Below are 3,727 nucleotides of genomic sequence, written 5' to 3'. Positions count from 1 at the left end.
GTAGGGCGTCGTACTCGTCAACGATCCGGTTCTTGCACTTGGCAGTGAAAGTTCGACGCTGCGAATTTGGTGCCGGATCCGTCTGGTCGGGTTCGCCCACCGCACCATCATGGGCGCGATCAAGCAAAGAGGAAGAGGTCATAGTCATCAGTGTGGTGGTTCCTGGTTCTCGCCCTGACGGGGATCTTGGATTACCGCAGGTGTCTCACATCGGCCTGACAGGGATCCGGCCTACGCCAACGAGAACACGAATCAGATCGGCCGAATCACGGCGTGGCGGATCTTGGTCTCGCCGATCGGAACTGGGGCCAGCACTTCCCGGTCGGAGGCGCCCGCACGCTGTTCCCACTCATTGCAGCCAAGTAGGATCATGTAGATGTGGAAGCTGGTAAGCCAGACGCGAGGTCCACGCATCACCAAATCCAGATTGATGCGCTGCACTGTCGCCGCCAGCCTCTCAATGATAGTGGTCGCAGCATGCTCGTCGGACGGTGGCACCAATCGTGCAAAGGTCAACGACGGAGTAGTCGATATCGAGACCGACACTCTCAGCTGGGACGACATCGACCCCAACAGCCGGGCGACATTCTGCGAGGGCTACCGAGCGGTCTCGCTTGAGGCGTTCCGCCAGATCATTGCTGACCGGGTTGCGGCATCCGACATTGAAGCCTTATTGAGACTGGCGAAGGAAAACTGCTGACCAGTCGCTGACCTTCATTTTTGGCCCTGCCTCGGTTGGAGTTCTTGACGAAGTGTCTCAATCCGCTCCACCAACGAGTCCGTGGACAGATGACCCACCAACGATGCCGACGTATGCGCACTCGCCTCGAATAGGACCCGAACAAGACTTAGGTACTACACCTCCCCTGCCAAAAAACACCCTCTCAACAGGCACAACCCGACAACCTACACAGCTAGCCAGGAAACTACCGCTAGAGCTGCTCTGCGAGTCTTTGTCGCTTCGCCTCGTATTCCTCGGAAGTGAGTAGGCCTTCAGCATGCAGAGCCTTGAGCTGACGAAGCGCTCCAGCAACATCAGTCTCACCAACCTCGCTGACTTGGTCAACCACTCCTGACACCGGCTCTGCGCCCGGTGACTCGTCTGGATCGGAGAAGTGGTCAGTCCAGCGCTGCCCATCCCAGTAGCGAAGCCTGCCAGACTTTTCAGTGTCAGGAAACCACCCTGCGCCTGCAGCCTGCGCCGATGCATCGACTGTGGCCAATGGCGTCCGTTTGCGGTTGCCGATCATCCGGGCAATCGCCCAAACGGCGAGCACTAACGCAACCAGAGTGCCGAGCTCCATCACCTTCGACACAGCAAGCTGTTGTCCGTTCTCCTTGACCTCTAGCTGACCACTACTGGTCCCTGCGAGGCCGATGAAAAGTGCAACGACGACCCCTATCCAGATGCCTCGGACCTTGCGTACGACGTCTGCTCTCGCACCGTCAGTCATGACGCGGTCCTCGGTAGCAATCCACGAACGTGTCCAGAGTCGATCCGCATTGTGGGGCATACAGTATCGACTACGCGCATGGGGCCAGGTGGTTCTGTCGGGCGCGACGGCGTCGCTGGTGAGCGGTGATGGTCGCCGGCGCTCTGACCGGTCGTCGCACTTCATCTGATTGCACGTCGCGAGTGCCTCGCCACAGATGACCGCCAACCAAAACGCGTTGGCACATCAACCAGAAGCGACCAACCTTCGCAAGTCTCGCCGGTGTGGCCACTCATGCTTCTCCGGTGACGCCCCTACAAGGGATCCACAACCGGTCGCCAATCACCGTCGCCGAAAGCTGGATGTCGTGGACTTGTCACGTTTGGGTCGCTACAGCAGCGAGGTCAGGGTCACGACTCCGCCTAGGACAGCCCAGCCCAGCCCAGCCCCTCAAAGTCAACACGGACGTCCATCGAAGGACGTCACCGGCACCTTGAGCACGCTTCATACTGAGTTCATCCACGGTGCCTTACTTGGACCGGACCAGCGACCGAGTACTCGTGCCGCCAATCAGTACCAAGACAATCCCAGCCGCCGGGAGAACCAACCCGAAACCCATCGCAGCCCATCACAGGCTTCGGGCACATGCCGATTCGGGCCAGCTGTGAGGCACCAACGAGGGCTCAGTCCCGCAGCCTGCCGTACAGTGACGGACCATGCACCAACGAGCGGCCTGGCCTGAGCCGGGGTGGCATCCAAAGCCGGGTCAACCCTTGAATATCGAGTACTGGGACGGAGGCCAATGGTCCAAGGGAGGCCCTGTCAGGTATTGGATCGAGGACTCGCTGTACAACTTCGACGTAGTACTGAGAGGACCTAACCACATGGGGTCCGTCAGAACCCCTGGTGCGACCGGTCGGATCGTTTGGAACGGACCTTGTTCCGACGAAAGCGTCTTCCTCGCATTCGTATTGTGGGATGAGACGGATGATGGTTCAGCAGAGACAGGCTTACTGATCTTCGAGATGGACAGGTTCGACTTGTTTACGCGGACCACTGAAGGTGATCGAGTGTTATTCAAGCCACCGAAGTCGGTCGCTGGAAGGCTGCTGGGTGGAGTCGCTCGCATAATCGGCGCAGCACCTGGGCCGATCAGCGCACCTGGATACGTAACGAAGCTCGTAAGGGATCGGTTGCGCAGCCAGTTGGCTGAGGGGACCCCGCCAAGCGCCGATACGCCACGACAAGCCGGGTCGCCAACTGAGCACACAGACGATCGGCGGGTAGACGACCGCCACCGTCCGAGCAGGGCAGTAGCGCCCGGGCTGACGGGAGGTCAGCACCGCTCGATCAAGACGATGATGCAGGATCGGGCGGCACCTGAGACTGTGAGTGCTCTTCTCGGCGCTGCGCGCGATCCCAATGCGGTTGTCAGGGTTGACACGGACTATCCGGGTGGCTCGATCGTCATTTCGATGTCCACAACGACTCCCGGAGTGGGGATGTTGGTTGCTTGGGCACCATCGGTCTACGTCACCGAGTGGCTCCAAACCACTGAGCAGCGCCCGTGTGATGGTTACAAGGTGACGCTCATGGACAACGATGGCAAGAATCTTGGTTGCACGTTCGTCGGACCTGCGGACCTGGCCCAAATGACCGGCGATCCAAGCGGTCGTACCGGCTACCTCCAACAGAAGTTCCAGGACGATCTTCGACGCTTCGGTCCGGCAAGGGTGGCCAACTGGTCGTAGCACGAGGTCGGTGAAGCCGCTCTTGGGTGATGCGTGACGAGGACTGTGGGCGACATTCGCATGTCCCTGGATGAAGACTGGCAGCTTCTCCCTTCGGCCTTGACCGAGCGTCCCGAACGTCCGCGCGGGGACACTTCGCTCGTTCTCGTTACATAGCATCCGATCGGGTGCCAGTGAAGGCAGTCAGGCCGAAACGCGCTATCAACCCCGCTCATGATCACGCCCGAGGAAAGACAGCAAGTCGTTAGCCGACCGTGTCCGGCTGGGGAACCCTATGTCTCACGATCGCGATCAATCTCTTTGCCTGCTGCGTCTCCGGTGAACGACTCATCCTGTTCCCCGCAGCCCTCGGCATCGCTGCGGCGCTTGCGCTGGGCTCTGACGCCAGCATGGCTTCCACGGCCGCCGTCTGCGCCGGTCTGCTTGTCGCCATCGCAGCAGTGAAGGCGACGCGCATGCTCGCCTGGGCAGGATGCTACTTTTTCCGGGACAACTGTCGGTGTCGTGGGTTATGAGGCGGTGGCCCAGGGCAGCTGGGGGGTG

General features: G+C 60.2%; 4 protein-coding genes. 3 read left to right on the top strand and 1 reads right to left on the bottom strand.

The window, feature by feature from the left end; genetic code table 11:
• Positions 1–376 precede the first annotated feature (376 nt).
• The gene (locus tag ACESNG_RS24095) at positions 377–700 is read left to right on the top strand and encodes a hypothetical protein (protein ID WP_373071264.1); all 324 of its coding nucleotides are present in this window, start codon (positions 377–379) and stop codon (positions 698–700) included.
• A gap of 232 nt (positions 701–932) precedes the next feature.
• On the opposite strand, the gene ACESNG_RS24090 is transcribed toward ACESNG_RS24095, so the two are convergent.
• Entirely contained in the window at positions 933–1,454 is a 522-nt protein-coding gene (locus tag ACESNG_RS24090) for a DUF2510 domain-containing protein (protein WP_373071262.1), read from the bottom strand.
• A 1,337-nt stretch (positions 1,455–2,791) separates the two neighbouring features.
• Here ACESNG_RS24090 and ACESNG_RS24085 point away from each other — a divergent pair.
• Both ACESNG_RS24085 and ACESNG_RS24080 read left to right on the top strand, forming a co-directional pair.
• Entirely contained in the window at positions 2,792–3,184 is a 393-nt protein-coding gene (locus ACESNG_RS24085; protein WP_373071260.1) for a hypothetical protein, read from the top strand.
• 254 nt (positions 3,185–3,438) lie between these two features.
• Complete coding sequence (locus tag ACESNG_RS24080; protein WP_373071258.1) at positions 3,439–3,699, top strand: hypothetical protein; 261 nt, start codon at positions 3,439–3,441, stop codon at positions 3,697–3,699.
• Positions 3,700–3,727 lie beyond the last annotated feature (28 nt).

The organism is Gemmatimonas sp. (assembly GCF_041689975.1).
Classification (GTDB): Bacteria; Gemmatimonadota; Gemmatimonadetes; order Gemmatimonadales; family Gemmatimonadaceae; genus Gemmatimonas.
Note: the sequence above shows the minus strand (reverse complement) of the source record. Positions and strands in the feature narration are given on the sequence as shown.